A 21,617-nucleotide genomic window follows, 5' to 3' on the forward strand; every position below is an offset into this window, starting at 1 on the left:
CCGCTTTTAAAAAGCAATAAAAAACCTGCTAAGTGCAGGTTTTTTTGTGTCTAAAATACGCTTGTAATGAATATCCCCAGTAAATACTGGAGATATTTAGATATTATTTATTGAGTTTTAGACCATGAATCGCGAAGACCCACTGTTTGATTAAATACAACATTCTCTGATTTAGAATCACGAGAGAAATAACCCGTACGCTCAAACTGAAAGCCCTGCTCTGCTTGTGAATTAGCAAGCGATGGCTCTAATTTAGCGTTTGATAAAACAACCAGTGACTCTGGATTTAATGTTGTTTCAAACTCATCAGCGGCTGCTGGGTTTGGAACACTAAACAAACGATCGTATAAACGAACTTCTGCCGTAATAGACTCTGGTGCTGAAACCCAGTGAATAACACCTTTTACTTTACGTCCATCACTTGGATTTTTACCAAGTGTTTCAGTATCGTAAGTACAGAAGATAGTTGTGATTTCACCATTTTCGTCTTTTTCAACACGCTGTGCTTTAATAACATAAGCACCACGTAAGCGTACTTCTTTATCAAGCACTAAACGTTTAAACTTGTTATTCGCTTCTTCTTTAAAGTCTTCTCGTTCTATATAGATTTCACGAGTAAACGGTACATCACGACGACCCATTTCTTCTTTATTTGGGTGGTTAGCCACAGATAAAACCTCAACCTTGTCTGCATCGTAGTTTTCAATAACAACTTTAACAGGATCGAGTACGGCCATTGCACGTGGTGCATTTTCGTTTAGATCTTCACGGATACATGCTTCAAGCATACCCATTTCAACCATATTCTCTTGTTTTGTTACACCAATACGCAAACAAAACTCACGGATTGAACCTGGTGTATAACCACGGCGACGCAGGCCTGCAATTGTAGGCATACGTGGGTCATCCCACCCTTCTACATGGTTATTTACCACTAAATCGCTTAGCTTACGCTTAGACATAATTGTGTATTCAAGATTTAAACGTGAAAACTCAATTTGCTGTGGGTGACACTCTAAACTAATGTTATCAAGTACCCAGTCGTACAAACGACGGTTATCTTGAAATTCGAGTGTACATAATGAATGTGTAATACCTTCGAGTGCATCAGAAATACAGTGCGTGAAGTCATACATTGGGTAAATGCACCACTTGTCTGCTGTTTGATGATGATGAGCAAAACGTACGCGATAAATAATTGGATCGCGAAGCACCATAAATGAGCTTGCCATATCAATTTTAGCACGCAGGACACATTCGCCTTCTTTGAATTCGCCAGCACGCATTTTTTCAAATAACGCTAGGTTTTCTTCAACGGATGTATCTCTGTACGGGCTATTTTTACCTGGCTCTTTCAATGTACCACGGTATTGGCGTGCTTCATCCGCTGTTAAAAAGCAAACGTACGCTAAGCCTTTATTTATAAGCTCAACAGCGTAACCATATAAAGTATCAAAATAGTTAGAAGAATACTTTATATCGCCATCCCAGTTAAAACCTAACCACTGTACGTCTTCTTTTATAGAATTAACGTAGTTAATGTCTTCTTTTTCTGGGTTTGTATCGTCAAAACGTAAGTTACATAAACCGTTATAATCTTTTGCGATGCCAAAATTTAAACAAATTGATTTGGCATGACCAATATGCAAAAAGCCATTTGGTTCAGGTGGAAAACGTGTATGCGTTGTTGCATGCTTTTTACTTGCTAAGTCTTCATCAATTCGGGTTCTAATAAAGTTACTTGGGCGATTCTCAATTTCCGCCATAGGAGTGTAGTCCTCTAAATATTACGTAATAACAAAACTAATGCATTATTACAAAAACATACACTAACATACAGCACTAGATTAAGGTTTATTTTTGATATTGCTTAACTTTAATTCAGCTGAACCATTGTTTATGAATAAAATTTGTTTTAACGCAATATTTAAGTCATCTAAACAGTTTATAGTAGGTAAATAACCTACATTATAAGGATTTAAAGATGGCGACACTTAATCAACATCGTGTATATATTCCAACTAATGCACGCGCTAACCACTACCTTTTAGCTGAAATAACCCCTAATCAGGATTTTTATAAAAGCTTTAGTGATATAAATTGCTGCTATGAACGTATTGCACGCCAGCTGTTTGCTTCTTGTGATGAGTACGAGCTTTATAATGTGCACTTATTAGCGAATGATAAACTACCCGTTGTAAGATTTAATGATGAGTCTTATCAATTAGAAACAGATAAACAAATGCTCTTTTTTTATAATCCCCGTTATCACGAAGCGCATAAGATTTATTACACTGAAGGTACACCGAGTAAAAAAATACGCATTCTATTTTTAGCAACAGGCGATGATTTGCGAGCCAACTCTGCAGAATTTCATAATAAAGTTCAAAAAGTGTTAGACACTTTACAAGGACAACTCTTAATAAATCAGCCCCAGTTTAAACTACGCGACCATCAACACTTAACGTATGACCTATTTGCTAAAGAAAAAGGCAACAAGGAAAGCTATGGTTACAAATTAAGAAGTCTCTACCCTCGCTACCAATCAAGACAATGCAGCATACCCAATGATTATGCAGAGATGACTTACGCCACTTTTACTATACCGGTTTCGCGCGCAATTAAAACGCAGTTTCAAACACTAATGAACACAAACGACTATGCTAAATTTTATGACTACTTTGCATATGCATTTATACGTGCGTGTCAAAATAACAACTTAAACCATGGCGCTATGGTTGCTAACGGCGCAACGCCTATTATACGCAATAGTAAAATAGATAAGAGTGAAGGCAATGATGAACTTCAAAAGTTAAGTTTTGATATTGAATCTAATGAAAATCAAATTAAGCACTTTTCTGAAGCAAGTAAATTAGTAGAAACGCTGCATTTTGTAGTAGTAGCAACGCAGCAGGATAAACATGAAATGGGCTACGGTCGATTTATGAACCAAGTAGAAAAAACAATCTATACTCTGTGTAATGAGCTGGCTATAAATAAACAACGCCAAGACTTATCTGTACGTTTTTTCCAGCATATTAGTTACCCGTTCTAAATTTTCATCTAATAACAAAAAGGCCCGCATGTGCGGGCCTTTTCAAAGGAAACAAGCGATTACCAGCCTGTTTTCTCTTTAAGTGCTTTACCGATATCAGCAAGTGAACGTACAGTTTTTACGCCCGCAGCTTCTAATGCAGCAAATTTCTCATCAGCAGTACCTTTACCGCCGGCAATGATTGCGCCAGCGTGACCCATACGCTTACCTTCTGGTGCAGTAACACCAGCAATGTAAGATACTACAGGTTTAGTTACGTGAGCTTTGATGTACTCTGCAGCTTCTTCTTCTGCAGTACCACCAATTTCACCAATCATTACGATTGCTTCAGTTTGTGGATCTTTTTCGAACATTTCTAGAACGTCGATAAAGTTAGTACCTGGAATTGGATCACCACCAATACCAACACACGTAGACTGACCAAAACCAGCATCAGTAGTTTGCTTAACTGCTTCGTACGTTAAAGTACCAGAGCGAGAAACAATACCTACTTTACCAGGTTTGTGGATATGACCAGGCATGATACCAATCTTAGTCTGACCTGGAGTAATAACACCTGGGCAGTTAGGACCGATCATACGAGTACCTGTTTGATCTAGTTTAATTTTAACATCAACCATATCAAGTGTAGGGATACCTTCAGTAATACAAACTATTAGCTCGATGCCAGCATCGATAGCTTCTAAGATTGCATCTTTACAGAAAGGAGCTGGTACGTAGATAACTGAAGCAGTTGCGCCAGTTTCTTTTACAGCATCACGAACTGTGTTGAATACAGGAAGACCAAGGTGCGTTTGACCGCCTTTACCTGGGCTAACACCACCAACCATTTGTGTACCGTACTCAAGCGCTTGCTCTGAGTGGAAAGTACCTTGGCCACCAGTGAAACCTTGACAGATAACTTTTGTATCTTTATTGATTAATACAGACATTATTTGCCCTCCGCAGCAGCAACAACTTTTTCAGCAGCGTCTGTTAGTGATTCAGCAGCAATGATATCTAGACCAGAGTTCTTAAGAACTTCACGACCTAATTCAGCATTAGTACCTTCTAAACGTACAACTACTGGTACGGTTACGCCAACTTCTTTAACTGCGCCAATGATGCCTTCAGCAATCATGTCACAACGAACGATGCCGCCAAAGATGTTTACTAAAACAGCTTTAACATTGTCGTCAGAAAGAATGATTTTGAATGCTTCAGAAACACGTTCTTTAGTAGCACCGCCACCAACATCCAAGAAGTTAGCCGGCTTGCCGCCGTGTAGGTTTACGATGTCCATAGTACCCATTGCTAGGCCTGCACCGTTAACCATACAACCAACATTACCGTCTAGAGCAACGTAGTTAAGCTCGAAGCTTGCTGCGTGTGCTTCACGAGCATCTTCTTGAGATGGATCGTGGAATTCACGGATTTTAGGTTGACGGTAAAGTGCATTACCATCAATACCGATTTTGCCGTCAAGACAGTGAAGGTTGCCTTCATCTGTAATTACTAACGGGTTGATTTCAAGTAGTGCGAAATCAAAATCAGTGAACATTTTACCAAGACCCATAAAGATCTTAACAAACTGTTTCATTTGTACTGGGTTAAGACCCAATTTGAAACCTAGTTCACGTGCTTGGTAAGCTTGAGGACCTACTAACGGGTCGATCTCTGCTTTGTGGATAAGCTCTGGTGTTTCTTCAGCAACAGTTTCAATTTCAACGCCGCCTTCAGTAGACGCCATGAAAACTACTTTACGAGATGCACGGTCAACTACTGCACCTAGGTACAATTCGTTAGCAATGTCAGTACAGCTTTCTACTAAAATTTTAGCTACTGGCTGGCCTTTCTCGTCTGTTTGGTAAGTAACTAGGTTTTTACCTAACCAATTAGCTGCAAACGCTTTTACTTCTTCGATAGTTTTAACTAGCTTTACACCGCCAGCTTTACCACGTCCACCTGCGTGAACCTGAGTTTTAACAACCCACATATCGCCGCCAATTTTTTCAGCAGCTGCAGCAGCTTCTTCAGGTGTATCGCAAGCGTAACCTGTAGAAACGGGTAAACCATATTCGGCAAAAAGTTGTTTTGCCTGATACTCATGCAAATTCATGATGCTTTATCCAATTTTTTATACTAAAAGAGCTGAATATTTTTTCAAATAAACAACTATCCCAAATTGCGCACCTAGTATAGATCCCAAGGCTTAACATGAAAACCCCAGTACGACCAAAGGCGCAAAAAAAAAGCTGTGAATGTTCATTCACAGCTTACATTTCATACAACTAGATTAAACATCTAGCAATAAGCGAGTTGGATCTTCAAGTAACTCTTTAATAGTCACTAAGAAACCAACAGATTCTTTACCATCAATGATGCGGTGGTCATAAGAAAGTGCTAAATACATCATAGGAAGTATTTCAACTTTACCATTTACTGCCATAGGACGATCTTGGATTTTATGCATACCCAAAATCGAAGATTGTGGCAAGTTAATGATAGGTGTAGATAGCAATGAACCAAATACGCCACCATTAGTAATAGTGAAATTACCACCCGTCATATCAGCAAGCGTTAGCTTACCATCACGACCTTTAAGTGCTAGTTCACGAATACCTTTTTCGATTTCAGCAACAGATAGTTTGTCACAATCTTTAAGTACTGGAGTAACTAGACCACGTGGAGTAGATACTGCAATGCTGATATCGAAATAGTTATGGTAAACAATATCGTCACCATCAATTGATGCGTTAACATCAGGGAAACGTTTAAGTGCTTCAGTTACCGCTTTCACGTAGAAAGACATGAAACCTAAACGAATGCCATGACGCTTTTCAAACGTTTCTTGATACTGCTTACGAAGGCTCATGATTGGTCCCATGTTCACTTCGTTGAATGTTGTTAACATTGCAGTTGAGTTTTTAGCTTCAAGAAGACGTGTCGCAATCGTTTTACGTAAACGAGTCATAGGTACACGTTTTTGTGTACGATCGCCCATCGGTGCTGCTGGAGCAGAAGCTTCTGCTTTTTTAGCCGCTGGCGCTGGTGCTTTTAAGAAAGTATCAACGTCTTCTTTAGTTACACGACCATTTTTACCCGTGCCTTTAATTTTAGAAGCGTCTAAGCCTTTTTCAGCGATTAAACGACGAACTGATGGAGTTAACACATCTGAGCTTTCGCTTGAATCTGCTGGCGCTGCGTCTGCTTTTGCAGCTGGAGCCGCTGGTGCACCGCCTGCTTTAACCGAACCAATTACTTGCTCGCCTAATACAGTATCACCTTCTCCGTGAATGATATCACCCATGATGCCATCTTCTTGAGCTACTACTTCAAGAACAACTTTATCTGTTTCAATATCTACCAAGTTTTGGTCGCGTGTTACAGCGTCACCTGGTTGTACATGCCATGTAGCAATTGTTGCGTCTGCAACTGATTCTGGAAGTACAGGTACTTTAATATCCACTTCTTTACCTTCTGATGCTGATTGCGCCGCTGGCGCGTCTTCTGATTTAGCTGGTGCTGATTCTTCTTTAGTTGAACCTTCACTTGCTGGCGCTGCATCAGCATCACCAAGTAAACCCATAACTTGATCGCCAAGTACGGTTGCACCTTCTTCTTGTGATATCTCTGTAATTACACCGTCGTGCTGTGCAACAACTTCTAGAACCACTTTATCTGTTTCAATGTCTACTAAGTTTTGATCGCGAGTTACTTTGTCGCCAACACTTACATGCCATGTAGCAACGGTAGCATCTGCAACCGACTCAGGAAGAACAGGAACTTTAATTTCTGTGCTCATTGCTTATCCTTTATTTTCTATAGTAAGCGCGTCGGCAACGAGCGCTTGTTGTTCTTTAGTATGTACTGACATGTAACCACACGCTGGTGATGCAGATGCTTTACGTCCTGCATATTTTAATTTAGCACCTTGTGGGATTGCATCAATAAAGTGATGTTGTGAACAGTACCATGCACCTTGGTTTTGTGGCTCTTCTTGACACCATACAAAATCAGTTACGTGTTGGTAGCGCTCTATAATTGTTTTCATTTCATCGTGCGGGAACGGATATAGCTGTTCAACACGTACAATTGCAACATTATCTTGCTCAAGCTTACGACGTTCTTGTAATAGTTCGTAGTAAACTTTACCACTACAAAATACAACACGTTCTACTTTCTCCGGGTTAATATCATCAATTTCATCGATCATATTATGGAAAACACCGTGTGAAAGCTCTTCAAGTGATGAAGTAGCAAGAGGGTGACGAAGTAACGACTTAGGTGTCATTACAATCAGTGGACGACGAAGTGGTCGAACTGATTGACGACGAAGCATAGCGTAAACTTGTGCCGGAGTAGACGGAACACACACTTGCATGTTGTGATCAGCACATAGTTGTAAGAAACGCTCTAAACGCGCTGAACTATGCTCTGGTCCTTGACCTTCGTAGCCATGCGGTAACAAAATTGTAAGACCACATAAACGGCCCCATTTTTGCTCACCAGAACTTAAGAATTGGTCAAATACAACCTGTGCACCATTGGCGAAATCACCGAACTGCGCTTCCCAAAGTATTAGTGATGTAGGCTCTGCTGTTGCATAACCATACTCAAAAGCAACAACGGCTTCTTCAGATAAAACCGAATCAAATACTTGAAAAGTACCTTGGTCTTTACTTAGGTGCTCTAAAGGAGTGTACGTAGCACCATCAGTTTGACTATGAACAACAGCATGGCGATGGAAGAATGTACCACGACCAGAATCTTGTCCAGTTAAACGAATGTCAGTGCCTTCTGTCGCAATTGTTGCATAAGCAAGTGTTTCTGCCATACCCCAATCAAGCGCTTTTTCACCACTTGCCATTAACTTACGATCATCGTAAATCTTTTTAACACGAGATTGAGCAACATATTGCTCTGGGTAAGTTGCAATTTTTTCACCCAGTTCTTTTAGTCTTTCAACAGAAACACTCGCGTCGTAATCAACATTCCACTCGTGGCCAACATATTTAGCCCAATCTGAAGAATGCGAAGTCTCTGGCTGTATTTCTGAAACAACACAGTTGCCTTCATCTAATGCATTACGGTAATCATCTGCTAGAGCTTTAACTTCTTGTTCAGAGAAAGAGCCTTCTGCAATCAGTTGATCAGCGTAAATTAAACGTGGAACTGGATGTTTTTTAATTTTTTGGTACATGACAGGCTGAGTTGCATTAGGCTCATCAGCTTCATTGTGACCATGGCGACGGTAACACACTAAATCGATAACTACGTCGCGCTTAAACTGGTTTCTGAAATCAAGTGCAAGCTGTGTAACAAATGCAACAGCTTCAGGATCATCAGAATTAACATGAAATATTGGTGACTGAACCATTTTAGCTATGTCAGTACAATATACAGTTGAGCGTACATCATCTTGTTTAGACGTTGTAAAACCTACTTGGTTATTTACAACAATGCGTATACTACCACCACAGCTAAAGCCATTAGTTTGTGACAAGTTAAATGTTTCTTGTACAACACCTTGACCAGTAACTGCAGAGTCACCATGAATTGTAATTGGTAGAGCTTTAATACCAGAGCTATCACCTAAGCGATCAAGACGAGCGCGAACTGAGCCCATAACTACTGGATTTACAATTTCAAGATGAGATGGGTTAAACGCAAGCGCCATATGTACGTTGCCACCTTTAGTAGCAAAGTCAGATGAGTAACCCATGTGATATTTAACATCGCCAGAACTTAATGTCTCTTTGTGTTTACCGGCAAACTCATCAAATAATTCTGATGGGTTTTTACCTAGTACATTCACAAGAACATTCAAACGACCACGGTGAGCCATACCAATAACAGCTTCTTGTTGGCCGCTTTCACCAGCGCGGTGAATAAGCTCTTTTAGCATTGGAACTAACGCATCGCCACCTTCGAGTGAGAAACGCTTAGCACCTGGGAACTTAGCCCCTAAATATTTTTCAAGACCATCAGCAGCCGTAAGACCTTTTAGGATACGTAGCTTTTCATCTTTTGAGAATTTTGGCCTAGACTGGACAGATTCTAAACGCTGTTGTAACCAACGCTTTTCCTCTGTTGATGTGATGTGCATATACTCAGCGCCAATTGAACCACAATATGTAGTTTTTAGTGCTTGGTATAGTTCACCTAAAGGCATAGTATCGCGCCCTACGGCAAACGACCCTACGTTAAACTCGCGGTCAAAATCACTTGAAGATAGGTCGTGGTACTCTAGCTCTAAATCTCGTACACGCTCTCGTTGCCAAATACCTAATGGATCTAGGTTTGCATTTTGGTGTCCACGAAAACGGAAAGCATTAATAAGTTGTAGAACTTTAACCTGTTTAAGGTCACCGCCACTACCCTCTGCTACCACTACTTCTCTATGCTTGTTTTTTGCAAGCTGTGCAAACTGTGCTCGAACCTCTGAATGTTTTACTTCAACATCCACACCATCAACTTTAGGTAATTGTTCAAACACTTCTCGCCATTCGTCTGGCACAGAAGTCGCATCGTCTAAATACGCTTCATAAAGCTCTTCTACATAAGCAACGTTGCCGCCGTTTAAATGTGAAGATTCTAGCCATGCCTTCATCACACCTTCGTGCATTTATAAGCCCTTTTTTTTAGCGCAGAAATTAATAGTTATTATAACAAGATGGCTAATATAATTTAATATCAGCCATCTTACCTTTACTAAGCTATCAAACCGCTCGGTTTAGTAACATAGATTTGATTTGTCCAATTGCTTTGGTCGGATTAAGACCCTTAGGACAAACGCTAACACAGTTCATGATACTGTGACAACGGAACACACTGAACGCATCGTCTAAATCCGCTAAACGTTCTTCAGTTGCTGTATCTCGGCTATCAGCCAAGAAACGGTAAGCATGAAGAAGGCCTGCTGGACCAATGAACTTGTCTGGATTCCACCAGAACGAAGGACACGATGTTGAACAACATGCACACAAAATACACTCATAAAGCCCATCTAATTTATCACGTTCTTCAATAGTTTGAAGACGTTCGCCTGCTGCAGGCTGATCATTAATTAAATAAGGTTTAACTTTTTCGTACTGAGTGTAGAACTGACTCATGTCAATAACAAGGTCACGAACCACAGGTAAACCTGGTAATGGACGTACTACGATTTTACCTTTGCCATTTTTTTGTAGCGTAGATAAAGGAGTAATACATGCTAAACCATTTTTACCATTCATGTTAACACCATCAGATCCACACACACCTTCACGGCATGAACGACGGAAAGATAATGTAGGATCTTGTTCTTTTAGAAGAATAAGTGCATCCAACACCATCATGTCGTGACCTTCCTCTGTTTGCAAGGTGTATTCTTGCATACGAGGAGCGTTGTCAACATCTGGATTATAACGATAAACTGAAAATTGTACTTGTGCCATCGTCTATCTCCTAGTAAACACGTGCTTTAGGTGGGAAAGCTTCACGCGTTTTAGGCGCATAGTTTACATCACGCTTACTCATTTCATCCGTTACAGGATTGAATACTGAGTGACATAACCAGTTTTCGTCATCACGATCTGGGTAGTCAAAGCGAGAATGTGCACCACGGCTTTCTGTACGGAAGTTTGCAGCTACTGCAGTCGAGTAAGCTGTTTCCATTAAGTTATCTAGTTCAAGACATTCGATACGCTGCGTATTGAAGTCTGATGATTTATCATCAAGACGAGCATGTTGCAGACGTTCGCGAATTTCTTTAAGTTCTTGAAGACCTGCAGCCATTGAGTCACCTTCACGGAATACCGAGAAGTTAAGCTGCATACATTGTTGTAGGTCTTTTTTGATTTGAACTGGATCTTCACCTTGGCCAGCCGTTGAATTTTCCCAACGATTGTAACGTGCAAGAGACGCTTCTAAATCTGATTCTGAAGCAGCTTTAGATATTTCAACGTCATTTAGGTACTTACCTAAGAAGTTACCCGCAGCACGACCAAACACAACTAAATCAAGTAATGAGTTACCACCTAAGCGGTTTGCACCGTGTACAGATACACATGCAATCTCACCTACTGCAAATAAACCTTGAACTACTGTTTCGTTGCCTTGAGCATCGATTTGTAGCGCTTGTCCATTTACATTAGTAGGAACACCACCCATCATATAATGACAAGTTGGAATTACTGGAATTGGCTCTTTTGCAGGGTCAACGTGAGCAAATGTTTTAGCAAGGTCACATACGCCTGGAAGACGTAAATTAAGTGTTTCTTCACCCAAATGGTCAAGTTTTAACTTAAGATGTGGACCCCAAGGACCATCACAACCACGACCTTCACGGATTTCAGTCATCATTGAACGTGCAACAACGTCGCGAGACGCTAAGTCTTTTGCGTTTGGTGCGTAACGTTCCATGAAGCGTTCGCCATCTTTATTTAAAAGATAACCGCCTTCACCACGACAACCTTCAGTTACTAGCGTACCAGCACCTGCGATACCCGTTGGATGGAACTGCCACATTTCCATGTCTTGCATAGAAATACCAGCACGTGTTGCCATACCAACACCGTCACCAGTGTTAATGTGAGCATTAGTGGTTGATGCAAATATACGACCTGCACCACCAGTAGCTAATACAACAGCTTTAGATTTGAAGAAGGTAACTTCACCTGTCTCAATCTCAATTGCAGTACACCCTACTACATCACCATTATCGTTTTTAACTAAATCAAGTGCATACCATTCAGAGAATACATTTGTTTTGTTTTTAACGTTTTGTTGATATAGAAGGTGTAATAAAGCATGACCAGTACGGTCAGCAGCTGCTGCAGTACGTGCGGCTTGTTCACCACCAAAGTTTTTCGATTGACCACCGAAAGGACGTTGGTAAACACGGCCATTTTCAAAACGAGAAAATGGTAAACCCATGTTTTCTAATTCGGTAATAGCTTCTGGGCCAGTTTGACACATGTATTCAATAGCGTCTTGGTCACCGATAAAATCGGAACCTTTAACGGTATCGTACATATGCCATTCCCAGTTATCTTCGTGTGAATTACCAAGCGCAACCGTAATACCGCCTTGAGCAGATACAGTGTGTGAGCGCGTTGGAAATACTTTAGATATTAATGCACACGTTTTGCCAGATTCTGTAATTGCTAAAGCAGCGCGCATACCTGCACCACCTGCACCAATTACTACGGCGTCAAATTCACGAACAGAATATTTCACTTAAACACCCCATAATACGATTAGACCAATAGCTACGTAAGCAACGGCCATTAGGTTTAATACAAAACCTAAAACTGCACGAAGCTTTGCGCACTTAACATAGTCTGTAAGAACTTGCCAAAGGCCAATGCGGGTATGAACCATAATGCAAACAAGGGTAATTAACGTAAACCCTTTCATTGCTAGGTTAGAGAAGAGGCCTGTCCAGGCTTCGAAAGTGACTTCTGGCGTCGCTAAAAAATAGCCGATAATAAAAATCGCGTAAGCGCTGATTATTAATGCCGTGGTACGTAAAGATACGAAATCTTGTACACCATCACGTTTTAGAGTTGCTTGATTTAAAACCATATCCACACCCCTGCCAATACGGCAAACACAACACCAAGAGCCATTGAAACTTTAGCGCTGAGGTTACCTGATTCAAGTTCTTCCCAATGTCCCATATCCATAATCATATGACGGATACCACCAATAAGGTGATAACCTAATACAGAAACAGTGCCCCAAGCTATAAATTTGGCAATGAATCCGTTAAACAGACCCTTGACGAATTCAAAACTTTCAGCTGAAGAGAGAGACTCAGACCAAGCCCAAATGACAAACGTTAAAGCAAAAAATAATGCAACACCGGTGACGCGGTGAAAAATTGAAGCTTTAGCCGTTGCCGGCATAGATATAGTTGTTAGATCTAGATTTACAGGTCTTTGCTTTTTCACAGTTACTTGCCCATCTTTGCTCACAGTGGAGCTCATCTACTTGTTTTTCTAAAAACCCACCAAATATTACTGATGGAACTATCAAAATAAACGTACCAAAACAATTAAAGTTCACAAACCTGTAAATTTTAAGCTGTTAAGAATATGTTTACCCAAATACAATACGGTTTAAAACCACCGTTAGTATATATACCCACAGGGCTTTTTACAATTCTTGTTTATTTAGAGATGTTTGCGAATTAGCCAATAGTATTATATTTAATTAATACCGAATATTTATTATACATATATGCATAATGTTTATAAAAATTGACTTTAACCCCCTCTTTCACGTTAAAATGAGAAGATGTGCTTAAAACAGATTTCAGAACTTTAAAATCTAAAAATCAGAATAGATATCTTAATAGGAGATACATAACGATGGCAGATAAAAAAGCCACAGTCCAAATTGATGGACTAGATCCAATCGAACTTCCAATTTATCAAGGCACTGCTGGCCAAGATGTAATCGACGTACGTACGTTAGGTTCACACGGTCACTTTACTTATGACCCAGGTTTCATGTCGACTGGTTCTTGTGAATCTGCAATCACCTATATTGATGGTGGTAAAGGTGTACTACTTCACCGTGGTTACCCAATTGAGCAATTAGCTGAAGACTCAAACTACATTGAACTTTGTTACTTACTTTTAAATGGTGAGTTACCTTCTAAAGAACAATATGAAGTTTTTAAGAATGAAATCACTACAAGCACTATGCTTGACGAGAAAATTGCTAACTTTTTCCAAGGTTTCCGCTTTGACGCTCACCCAATGGCAATGCTTTGTGGCGTAGTAGGTGCATTATCATCTTTCTATCATGAAGACCTTGATATTACTGATGCTGAACAACGTAAAACAAGCGCAGTTAAGCTTGTTGCTAAGTTACCAACAATCGCGGCAATGGCTTATAAAACAAATATCGGCCAACCGTTTGTATACCCACGTAACGATTTAAGCTACGCAGAAAACTTCTTACACATGATGTTCTCTGTACCTGCTGAAGAATATAAAGTTAATCCAGTAACTGCAAAAGCGATGGATAAAATCTTTATGCTTCATGCAGATCATGAACAAAATGCATCAACTTCAACAGTTCGTCTTGCTGGTTCATCTGGTGCTAACCCGTATGCATGTATTGCAGCTGGTATTGCATCTTTGTGGGGCCCTGCTCACGGCGGCGCTAATGAAGCATGTTTAAACATGTTAGAAGAGATTGGCTCTGTTGACCGTATCGATGAATACGTAGCTAAAGCTAAAGATAAAGCTGACCCGTTCCGCCTTATGGGCTTTGGACACCGTGTTTACAAAAACTTTGACCCACGCGCTACAGTAATGCGTCAAACGTGTCACGAAGTTTTAGCTGAGCTGAATATCCAAGATCCACTTCTTGATATTGCTATGAAGCTTGAGCAAATTGCGCTTGAAGACCCATACTTTGTAGAGAAAAAACTATACCCTAATGTAGATTTCTACTCTGGTATTATCTTAAAAGCGATTGGTATTCCAACAAGCATGTTCACTGTAATCTTTGCAATGGCACGTACTGTTGGTTGGATCACTCACTGGGATGAGATGCTATCTCAACCTGGTCATAAGATCAGCCGTCCTCGTCAACTTTATACTGGTTACACTCAACGTGACTACGTATCAACTGACAAGCGTTAATTAACGTTGGTTAGTTTAAAAAGGCCGCATTTTGCGGCCTTTTTTATTAACAACACTTGAGAATTATCATAAACCGATTACAATTCCTGCCTTAAAAACACTATGTAGATGAGCCATGCTTGCTTTAAAGTTTGATATAAATAAAATTAGAAACGACTTCCCAACATTAAATCAAACAATAAACGGCTGCCCGCTTGTTTATTTAGACTCAGCAGCAACCTCACAAAAGCCTCAATCAGTTATAGATACAATTACTGAATTCTATACGTTTCAAAACGCTAATGTACACCGTGGACGCCATACACTTAGCGAGCAAGCAACTTATTCATATGAACAAGTACGGGATAAAACTGCACAGTATTTCAATGTATTTAGTAAAGAGATTGTATGGACTAAAGGTGCTACAGAAGCCATTAACTTGGTCGCTAACGGATTAAAAAAGCGCTTAAATGAAAGTCATACCATAATGATATCTCCGCTTGAGCATCATGCAAACATAGTGCCTTGGCAAATAGTGAGTCAACAAACGGGTGCTAAATTAATAGCGCTTCCACTAAATAAAAATGGCACGCTGAACACCAAAGAATGCTGTGAATTTATAAAAGAAACAAAACCAGCCCTATTAGCTATTACACAAGCATCTAACACACTGGGTAATATCACCGATTTAAAACCACTAATTAGAGCTGCAAAAGACGTCAATTCTCTTGTTTTAGTCGATGGTGCACAAGGTGCACTGCATTTAAAACCCGATTTACGTGAATTAAACTGTGACTTTTATGTCTGCTCAAGCCATAAAATGCTCGGCCCAACAGGATTAGGTGTACTTTATGGTCGATATGAGCAATTAAATACCCTTGATATTTACCAATCAGGTGGGGAAATGATCGATAAAGTGTACTTAACTCACAGTACTTATCGTCCTGCGCCTGCAAAATTTGAAACTGGAACACCAAATATCTCTGGAGTTTTAGGCTTTGGTGCCGCATTAGACTATTTAAATGAATTAGATCACGCAAAAATTCAGCAATATGAGCAAAAATTGTTTAGTTATGCCGCTCAAAAATTGGTAAAGGTTGATGGTATTACAATATATAGCAACCTATCTGACAATATTGGTACACTCTGCTTCAACTTAAATGATGAACATCCTTATGATTTGGCAACTTTACTTGACGGGTACGGGGTTGCAGTAAGGAGTGGACACCATTGTACACAGCCATTAATGACACATTTAGGGCTTAATGGAACGCTAAGAGCGAGCTTTTGTTTTTATAATACCTATGAAGATGTAGATATATTCATTGATTCACTTAAAAAATGTATCGCTTTACTGGACTAAACGTCACTTTAATAGAATTAATTAGGATAACTCATGACAAATACGTTTAACAAAGTCACAGAATCTATAAAAAATGCGCCCGCTTGGCAGCAAAAATATCGTGAGATAATGCTTTTAGGAAAAACTTTACCTGTTTTAGCTGATGTTTTGAAGACTGATGATGCACTTGTACCGGGCTGTGAAAGCAAAGTATGGATGTTTGTTGAATTTGATTTAACAGAAAATACACTTGTTGTAATTGGTGACTCAGATACACGTATAGTAAAAGGATTATTAGCCATTATTTTAGCGCTTTACAATGGCCTCACACCAGAGCAAGTAGTGAATAAAAATGCGTATGAAGAATTTGAAAAGCTCGGCCTTATAAGCCACTTAAGCGCATCACGTGGTAATGGTATTAAAGCCATGGTTGATAAAATACAAACCATGGCACAACAAAAGCTTAGTTAGCAAAAACTAAGCTTGCGAGCGTTGTTTTTTATCTAGATATTTACGCACCGCTTTTGCCGCAACAAAAAAGCCGAAGCTTCCTGTGATCATAGTCACAGATCCAAAACCATTATTACAATCCATATTCATCGAGCCATCAGCACTTTGCTTAGCATGACATACGCTGCCATCGCTTCCTGGGTAAACCAATTGCTCTGTTGAGTAAACACAATCAATATTAAACTTACGTTTAGGATTATTACTAAAATTATACTGCTTACGCAAAATATAACGTACTTTTGCAAGTAATGGGTCTTGCGTAGTTTTAGCTACATCACCAAAAGTTATTTGGCTAGGATCTGTTTGCCCGCCAGCACCACCAGTTGTAATTATAGGTAGTTTATTACGTTTACAGTGAGCAATTAATGCTGCTTTTTCTTTAACTGCATCAATACAATCAATCACATAATCAAAACCTTGAATATGCTCTTGAATATTATCAAGCGTAATAAAGTCATCTATTACATTAATTTGGCACTCTGGATTAATAAGCTCGCAGCGCGCTTTCATTGCATCTACTTTAGCTTGACCAATAGTGCCCGTTAACGCATGAATTTGTCTATTGACGTTAGTCGCGCAAATATCATCCAAATCAATCAATGTTATTTTACCAACACCAGTACGTGCAAGTGCTTCTGCTGTCCAGCTCCCTACACCACCAATCCCTACTACACAAAAATGTGCTTCTTGAAGCCAATCAAACTGTTGATGACCATATAAACGTTTAATACCACCAAAACGTATATCTGTAACTTTTTCGCTCATTTACCAATCCAGTTGCCATGGCGACTGCCATGCTTGAAAATCTTGATGTTTAATTAACGCCAAATACTCATCACCATTACCGGGTAATAAAGTTAGCTGTATTTGTTCACCTTGCCATAAAAAGCTCAACGCATATGCATGTAAATAGGTACGATTTGATGGCGTGCCTGAATACATTGCATCGCCTAAAATAGGTGAGCCAACACTTTTTAGTGCCACTCTTAATTGATGCGTCTTTCCTGAGTAAGGTTTTAAAATATACCCTCTAAACCCAGGTTTATAGCTTAGCGAATAAAATCGGGTAATTGCAGGATTCAGCTTACTCGTTAGTAACTTAAACGAGCCACGGCGAGATTTAGCCATATCGCCTTTGATCCACCCCTGCTTCTTTTTCGGTTTAGCGTCACTAACCGCTAAATAAAATTTAGCAATCGCATGCTCAGTAAACATAACAGTAAAGCTGGCCGCAGCGGCTTTGTTTCGCGCTAAAATAATCAGCCCTGATGTCACTTTATCTAAACGATGAACGGCATAAAGCTTTTGCGATAATTGTTGTTCGGCTAACACAACAAAGCCGGGGCCATCTTCTGAATGAAAATTAAGACCCGCTGGCTTTTCTAAAATATAAAAATCGTTATGTGTAAAAATGATTTTTAATATTTTACTTACTTGCTCACTCACACGTTTTTACTTTTAATATGCGCTATCACTTTAGCTAAGTCATCGGGCGTATCAACTCCAGCATGGGGTGCTATTTGAGCTTGCTCTATTTTGATTTTATAACCATGATACAACACACGTAACTGCTCAAGCGATTCAAGTAGCTCAAGTGGCGATACGCTCAATTCTATATATTGTTTAATAAAACCCGCTCTGTACGCATAAATACCTACGTGGCGCTGAAATGGCGCTAAATTAAGAGCACTGCTGTCATTCATCATTGTGCTTCTATCAAACGGAATACTTGCACGAGAAAAATACAGCGCATTTTTATTTATATCGCTAACCACTTTAACGGCATTAGGATTAAATACTTCATCACGCTCTTCAATAGCAACACTTAACGTTGCCATTGGTGCTGTTGAATCACTTAATAGTGCAGCAACTTGGGATACATTTTCTGGCGCAAGTAAGGGCTCATCGCCTTGTACATTAACCACAATTGTATCGCTGTCGAGATCAAGTAAATCAACTACTTCGGCTAAACGCTCAGTACCCGATTGGTGATCTTCGCGAGTCATTACAACATCACTAGTAAATAAACTTACTGCATCAAACACTTTTTGATGATCGGTTGCTATAACCACTTTACTTGCACCTGATAAACATGCTTTTTCGTAAACATGTTGAACCATTGGCTTACCGCAAATATCAGCAAGCGGCTTACCCGGTAGTCGGGTTGATGCAAAACGTGCAGGAATTACAACTACGAATTCCACTTTTCAACCTCTTCTAAAGATAACTCACGTGCTTCGTTTTCAAGCAATACTGGAATATCATCTTGAACGGGGTAAGCAAGCTTAGCTGCAGTACTAATTAGTTCGTTGTTTTCTCTATCAAAGCGTAGTTTACCCTTACAAACTGGGCAGGCAATTATCTCGAGTAATTTTGTATCAAAGGCCATTGAGTATTCCTTTTTCTTTTAATAATGAATTTAATGTGTTTATTACGCTATCGGAAGGCTCTGCATCTATAGGTAAATAATACCAATTAGGTTTTGCAAAGGACTTACATTTAACCGCGTCTTTTTCGGTCATTATAATGCAATCATCACCAAACTGAATAAAATCATCTGCTGTATAAGCATAATGATCTCTAAAGTGATGAGTCGACAATAGCTTAATATTTTGTGCTTCTAATGAGTTTTCAAACCGTTTAGGGTTCCCAATTGCACTTATTGCATGTGCGTGAGTTACCGTATGTTTTGCATCATCACCTGAATTAACTAAGCGAAGGTTACTTACTTGCAGCACGTAGCTATTATTAGCCTGACCGCCATTTTCAATTACTATATCAACACTTTGTAAGCGTTTAGTTGTTTCGCGTAGTGGCCCTGCGGGCATAACAAAACCATTACCAAAGCGGCGTTCACTATCAACAATACAACACTCAATGCTACGAGGCATTTTATAATGCTGCATCCCATCATCAGAAATAATGACATCTAGCGTATGATTTTTTTCTAATAAATCGATATTGTGTTGTCTATTAGGGCCAACTGCTATTGGGCATTTTAAACGATGGTATAAAAGCACAGGCTCATCTCCAGCCTGCTGAGCATCTACAACTGAAGTGACTAACAGCGGGTAATTATCTGATTGCCCACCATAACCTCTACTAATAATACCCACTGATAAACCTTGCTGTGTTAAATGACTATACAACCACAAAACAAAAGGTGTTTTACCATTGCCGCCTACGCTTATATTGCCGACTACAATAACAGGCGTTTTGCACTCAAAAGGTTTAAGTATTTTAGCGCTGTACAAGAGTTTTCGAAATGCCGATACAACCCAAAACAAAGCACTTAATGGTAATAACAATAAAGTAATTAGACCAAATGGTTTATACCAGCTTTGCTCTATTTTGCTCACGCCTGATCACCAAACTGCATTTTGCAAAGTGCTGAATAAGTACCGTCATTTGCTAATAAGCTACTATGATCGCCACTTTCTATCACACGACCGTTATCAATAACATAAATTCGGTCACTGTTTTCAATAGTAGATAAGCGATGTGCTATAACAATAGAGGTTTTATCTTTCATTAGCGTTTCTAACGCTTGCTGAATAAGCTTTTCAGATTCGGTATCAAGTGCTGACGTTGCCTCATCTAAAATCAAAATAGGTGCATCTTTTAATATTGCACGCGCTATCGCTATTCGCTGGCGTTGACCACCTGAGAGCATTACCCCATTTTCGCCTACCATGGTGTTTAATTGCTCTGGCAGGTCTTTAACAAATTCCCACACGTGCGCTTGTTTGGCAACTTGTTCTAACTCTTCAACAGACACATCGTGCTTTATGCCATAACAAATATTGTTAGCAATCGTATCGTTAAATAACACGACCTGCTGAGACACTAAAGCAAATTGGCGACGCAGATCAGTTAATTTATAATCCTGCAGGGCTATACCATCAAGTAATATTTCACTCGGTAACTCTAAGTCATAGTAGCGTGGTAACAAGTTAGAAATTGTGGACTTACCTGAGCCTGAGCGCCCAACTAAAGCAATACTTTCACCCGCCTCAATCTTTAGCGACAAATCGTTTAATACGGCTTCATCTTTCGTTGGGTACTTAAAGGTTACGTTCTTAACTTCAATTAAACCTTTAACTTTATCAACCGAAACAGTGCCTGTATCTTTTTCCATTTCTTCGTCTAAAACTAAAAATATACTTTGCGCTGCAGAGATACCACGTTGCATATCACTATTCACATTGGCAAGTTGTTTTAGCGGACGCAATAACATCATCATTGAGGCAATTAATGCCATGAAGTCACCAGATGTAATCGTATCAATCATTGATGGCAACGACACCGCCCACAAAATAACTGCCATGGCACTTGCCGCTAAAATTTGAATTATAGACACACTAAGCGCTTTAGTTGCGTCCATTTTGATACGTTGCTGACGATTATGATTATTAATTTTCGAGAAGTGATTAATCTCTTGATCTTGACCACCAAAACCATGAATAACTTTATGTCCGCTCAGCATTTGTTCTGAGCTACGGGTAACTTGCCCCATGGCAGATTGAATGTTTTTAGAAATGTGGCGAAAACGTTTAGAGACGACGGCGACAATAATAGCAACAAGTGGGATGATCACTAAAAATATCAGTGATAGTTGCCAACTGGTATAGAACATTACCGCAAGTAAAAATACAACAAATGCCCCTTCACGTACAACTATTAGCAAGGCTTTAGTAATCGCTTGTTGAACTTGTTCTGTATCAAATGTGATTTTTGAAATTAAATCTCCCGTTGAGTTTTTGTCATGAAAAGAAACGGGTAAGTGCAATATGTGCTCAAATAACTCTTGGCGTAAAGAGCGTACAACTTGGGAGCCTACATAACTTAAGCAGTAAGAAGACATAAAGTTAAAAACACCACGCCCTAGAACTAACGCGATAACGACAAAAGGAGCGTACTTTAAAACTTCTGTATTACGCTGGTTCAAACCTTGATCAATAAACGGCTTCATTAATTGAATAAATAAAGCATCCATTGCTGAATAGCCTATCATCCCAATAATTGCGACAAATGCGACGCTTTTGTAGGTGCCAACATATGAGACAAGACGTTTATAAATTTGTGTAGTACTTTGATCCATAACACT

At 39.6% G+C, this 21,617-nt stretch carries 19 protein-coding genes; 4 read left to right on the forward strand and 15 right to left on the reverse strand.

Annotated features, from left to right (window positions below):
• Positions 1 to 107: 107 nt before the first annotated feature.
• Complete coding sequence (glnS, locus tag I6F45_RS00710; protein ID WP_010552676.1) at positions 108 to 1,766, reverse strand: glutamine--tRNA ligase; 1,659 nt, start codon at positions 1,764 to 1,766, stop codon at positions 108 to 110.
• A 218-nt stretch (positions 1,767 to 1,984) separates the two neighbouring features.
• On the opposite strand from glnS, the gene I6F45_RS00715 reads away from it, so the two are divergent.
• Entirely contained in the window at positions 1,985 to 3,055 is a 1,071-nt protein-coding gene (locus tag I6F45_RS00715) for a DUF3083 family protein (protein WP_165741149.1), read from the forward strand.
• 59 nt (positions 3,056 to 3,114) lie between these two features.
• On the opposite strand, the gene sucD is transcribed toward I6F45_RS00715, so the two are convergent.
• From sucD to sdhC, 8 genes are all read right to left on the reverse strand, one after another.
• Positions 3,115 to 3,987 carry a succinate--CoA ligase subunit alpha gene (gene sucD / locus I6F45_RS00720; RefSeq protein ID WP_010552674.1) on the reverse strand — a complete coding sequence of 291 codons (873 nt, stop codon included), beginning with the start codon at positions 3,985 to 3,987 and terminating at the stop codon, positions 3,115 to 3,117.
• Positions 3,987 to 5,153, reverse strand: a complete 1,167-nt coding sequence (gene sucC, locus I6F45_RS00725) for an ADP-forming succinate--CoA ligase subunit beta (protein ID WP_007586870.1) — start codon at positions 5,151 to 5,153, stop codon at positions 3,987 to 3,989. Before sucC ends, sucD begins: the two co-directional genes overlap by 1 nt.
• A gap of 177 nt (positions 5,154 to 5,330) precedes the next feature.
• Entirely contained in the window at positions 5,331 to 6,839 is a 1,509-nt protein-coding gene (gene odhB / locus I6F45_RS00730) for a 2-oxoglutarate dehydrogenase complex dihydrolipoyllysine-residue succinyltransferase (RefSeq protein WP_165741166.1), read from the reverse strand.
• A gap of 3 nt (positions 6,840 to 6,842) precedes the next feature.
• Positions 6,843 to 9,662 carry a 2-oxoglutarate dehydrogenase E1 component gene (gene sucA, locus I6F45_RS00735; protein ID WP_165727883.1) on the reverse strand — a complete coding sequence of 940 codons (2,820 nt, stop codon included), beginning with the start codon at positions 9,660 to 9,662 and terminating at the stop codon, positions 6,843 to 6,845.
• Between the two features lie 94 nt (positions 9,663 to 9,756).
• Positions 9,757 to 10,473, reverse strand: a complete 717-nt coding sequence (locus I6F45_RS00740; RefSeq protein WP_007375751.1) for a succinate dehydrogenase iron-sulfur subunit — start codon at positions 10,471 to 10,473, stop codon at positions 9,757 to 9,759.
• A 10-nt stretch (positions 10,474 to 10,483) separates the two neighbouring features.
• On the reverse strand, positions 10,484 to 12,256 hold the full coding sequence (gene sdhA / locus I6F45_RS00745) for a succinate dehydrogenase flavoprotein subunit (protein ID WP_007375750.1): 1,773 nt from the start codon (positions 12,254 to 12,256) through the stop codon (positions 10,484 to 10,486).
• Positions 12,257 to 12,604 carry a succinate dehydrogenase, hydrophobic membrane anchor protein gene (sdhD, locus tag I6F45_RS00750; RefSeq protein ID WP_007586873.1) on the reverse strand — a complete coding sequence of 116 codons (348 nt, stop codon included), beginning with the start codon at positions 12,602 to 12,604 and terminating at the stop codon, positions 12,257 to 12,259.
• A complete protein-coding gene (gene sdhC / locus I6F45_RS00755; protein WP_076914908.1) occupies positions 12,595 to 12,972 on the reverse strand; it encodes a succinate dehydrogenase, cytochrome b556 subunit in 378 nt (125 codons plus the stop codon). Before sdhC ends, sdhD begins: the two co-directional genes overlap by 10 nt.
• 420 nt (positions 12,973 to 13,392) lie before the next feature.
• Between sdhC and I6F45_RS00760 the strand changes: the two genes are divergently transcribed.
• The 3 genes from I6F45_RS00760 (at position 13,393) to I6F45_RS00770 (ending at position 16,471) form a co-directional block, all read left to right on the forward strand.
• Entirely contained in the window at positions 13,393 to 14,679 is a 1,287-nt protein-coding gene (locus I6F45_RS00760) for a citrate synthase (protein ID WP_007586875.1), read from the forward strand.
• 115 nt (positions 14,680 to 14,794) lie between these two features.
• Complete coding sequence (locus tag I6F45_RS00765; protein ID WP_165727882.1) at positions 14,795 to 16,021, forward strand: SufS family cysteine desulfurase; 1,227 nt, start codon at positions 14,795 to 14,797, stop codon at positions 16,019 to 16,021.
• 33 nt (positions 16,022 to 16,054) lie between these two features.
• On the forward strand, positions 16,055 to 16,471 hold the full coding sequence (locus I6F45_RS00770) for a SufE family protein (protein WP_007586879.1): 417 nt from the start codon (positions 16,055 to 16,057) through the stop codon (positions 16,469 to 16,471).
• 6 nt (positions 16,472 to 16,477) lie between these two features.
• On the opposite strand, the gene tcdA is transcribed toward I6F45_RS00770, so the two are convergent.
• The 6 genes from tcdA to msbA are packed head-to-tail and all read right to left on the reverse strand — an operon-like array spanning position 16,478 to position 21,611.
• On the reverse strand, positions 16,478 to 17,275 hold the full coding sequence (tcdA, locus tag I6F45_RS00775) for a tRNA cyclic N6-threonylcarbamoyladenosine(37) synthase TcdA (RefSeq protein WP_024603405.1): 798 nt from the start codon (positions 17,273 to 17,275) through the stop codon (positions 16,478 to 16,480).
• Positions 17,276 to 17,956, reverse strand: a complete 681-nt coding sequence (locus I6F45_RS00780; RefSeq protein WP_165740985.1) for a TIGR01621 family pseudouridine synthase — start codon at positions 17,954 to 17,956, stop codon at positions 17,276 to 17,278.
• On the reverse strand, positions 17,953 to 18,714 hold the full coding sequence (gene kdsB, locus I6F45_RS00785) for a 3-deoxy-manno-octulosonate cytidylyltransferase (RefSeq protein ID WP_010552668.1): 762 nt from the start codon (positions 18,712 to 18,714) through the stop codon (positions 17,953 to 17,955). Before kdsB ends, I6F45_RS00780 begins: the two co-directional genes overlap by 4 nt.
• Positions 18,702 to 18,899: a Trm112 family protein gene (locus tag I6F45_RS00790; protein WP_002961789.1), complete on the reverse strand. Its 198-nt coding sequence runs from the start codon at positions 18,897 to 18,899 to the stop codon at positions 18,702 to 18,704. Before I6F45_RS00790 ends, kdsB begins: the two co-directional genes overlap by 13 nt.
• A complete protein-coding gene (gene lpxK / locus I6F45_RS00795; protein WP_165740984.1) occupies positions 18,889 to 19,869 on the reverse strand; it encodes a tetraacyldisaccharide 4'-kinase in 981 nt (326 codons plus the stop codon). The genes I6F45_RS00790 and lpxK overlap by 11 nt, the downstream gene beginning before the upstream one ends.
• A complete protein-coding gene (gene msbA / locus I6F45_RS00800) occupies positions 19,866 to 21,611 on the reverse strand; it encodes a lipid A export permease/ATP-binding protein MsbA (protein ID WP_165740983.1) in 1,746 nt (581 codons plus the stop codon). Before msbA ends, lpxK begins: the two co-directional genes overlap by 4 nt.
• Between the last annotated feature and the right edge of the window lie 6 nt (positions 21,612 to 21,617).

It is taken from the genome of Pseudoalteromonas sp. SWYJZ19, assembly GCF_015864375.1.
Lineage (GTDB): Bacteria > Pseudomonadota > Gammaproteobacteria > Enterobacterales > Alteromonadaceae > Pseudoalteromonas > Pseudoalteromonas arctica.